The sequence below is a fragment of the Luteibacter sp. P4_E6 genome (assembly GCF_056401535.1).
In genome coordinates this window covers 1-1,552 of sequence record NZ_JBFUJE010000732.1, presented here as the reverse complement: position 1 = coordinate 1,552, position 1,552 = coordinate 1, and the positions used below count along the sequence as shown (strand labels likewise).

The following is a 1,552-nucleotide window of genomic DNA, read 5'->3' as shown; positions in this document are numbered from 1 at the left end:
GGGTAGGCCTTCGAGAGGTCATCTGTATAGCTGGGTCGTCGTTTTCGCCGCTCTTTTGGCGTTGAACTTCGTCGTCGGAGTCGAGAGTTTTCGTTCCGACGCTCTGGCCTATTGGTATCTAAGTGCACCGGGCAACGTGTTCTCGATGCACGAGGTGCTGCGCGGGTATGCATTCCCGGCCATCTTGATGCCGTTTTCATGGCTTGATGGCCTGATTGGGTCTACGTACCACTTGCCGTTTCGCCTGCTCTCGTCCGCTGCCTACTCCTTGATTCTGACCGGGCCGCTGGCAGATGGAATGGCGCGGTTGCTGCGAGGCGAAACCTCGCCGACGCGCAGAGTGGCTTTCGCACTCATTATCATCGCTATTTTCCCAGGCCTTTTCGTTTATCCCCTGTCTGATCTTCCTGCGGTGTGTTTGCTCATCGGCGCTTTGAGCGCAGCCACCTCGAGGAAGGCTGGATGGGCCACTTTCTTCTTCGCCGGCCTGTTGTCATACCTTGCATACAACACTCGAACCATCTACATATTCGCCATACCGGCGATCGTGGTGTCGATCATTGTGTTTGCACGGAAGGAGAAACGAACCCTCCAGTCCGTAATCATTTTCATCGCCGGTTTGGCGGCAGCTGCTTTGCCACAAGTCGCAAGGAACTACGCTAATCACGGCCAAGCAAGCCCCTTTGTATCGGCCACTATCCACGGCCGGTCATTGATGGTGTCTCAACTGTTTTGGGGTCTCTCGACACAGAAATACGAGACTGGAACCACGCCAGATGGATCGAAATCTGTCCCGATCAGCTACTTAGATGCGGCGGGCGGCGCGCTTGAGGCACAGTTTGATCCTGATGGCACCGCCGGTTTTTCTGACTACGGGCGGTTGCTGGCATCGCACCCTGGAACCATGAGCGGGATCTACGCAAGACACGTAGTGAACGGCATGGACGTTCGCGACGGCTTGGCCTACAAGCCCGATATCTCACCCGGATCCAGAGTGGCGTCGATATTCTGCTTCGTCATCGTGTTTCTTGGCGTCATCGCATTTTTTGCCAGACCCATTACGTTCACCGAGTTCGTCCTAGCCACGTGCTTACTTCTTCCGGTCGCAGCGATAATCCCGGGCGCAATCGAGACCAGATTTTTCCTTCCCCTGTTCGTGCTCGCTTCGGCCTTGGTCGCATTCCGCCTCGACATGCGTGAACTCCTCCAGCTGGGCCGGGCTCGACTGTCTGTGCTGGGCATCGCCTTCGGCCTTGGCCTTGCCGGTTTCCTGTACATCACAACCATAACGACAGCTAGCGTGGCTTACACAAACGCCATCCAGAGGTACGAGGCGAGGGCTACGTCGAAGCCCTGACACCACCGTCACGCCGCGGCGGTATCCTGCGGCCATGTGCGGACGCTATGCCACCTTCGGACCTGTGTCGCTGAGCCGCGAGGCAAAAGCGGTGCTTGACCAGCTCGAGCTGGATATCGTCAGCGAGATCAACCAGCGGGAAGACCAGTTCAACATCGCCCCGACCCAGAAGGCACTGGTCGTGGCCAGCGGCGA

General features: G+C 57.5%; 1 protein-coding gene. It reads left to right on the top strand.

From position 1 onward, the window contains the following. A partial coding sequence (locus AC1DT2_RS22885; RefSeq protein WP_477298964.1) for a hypothetical protein occupies window positions 1-1,357 on the top strand: 1,357 nt, incomplete at its 5' end. Window positions 1,358-1,552: the final 195 nt, after the last annotated feature.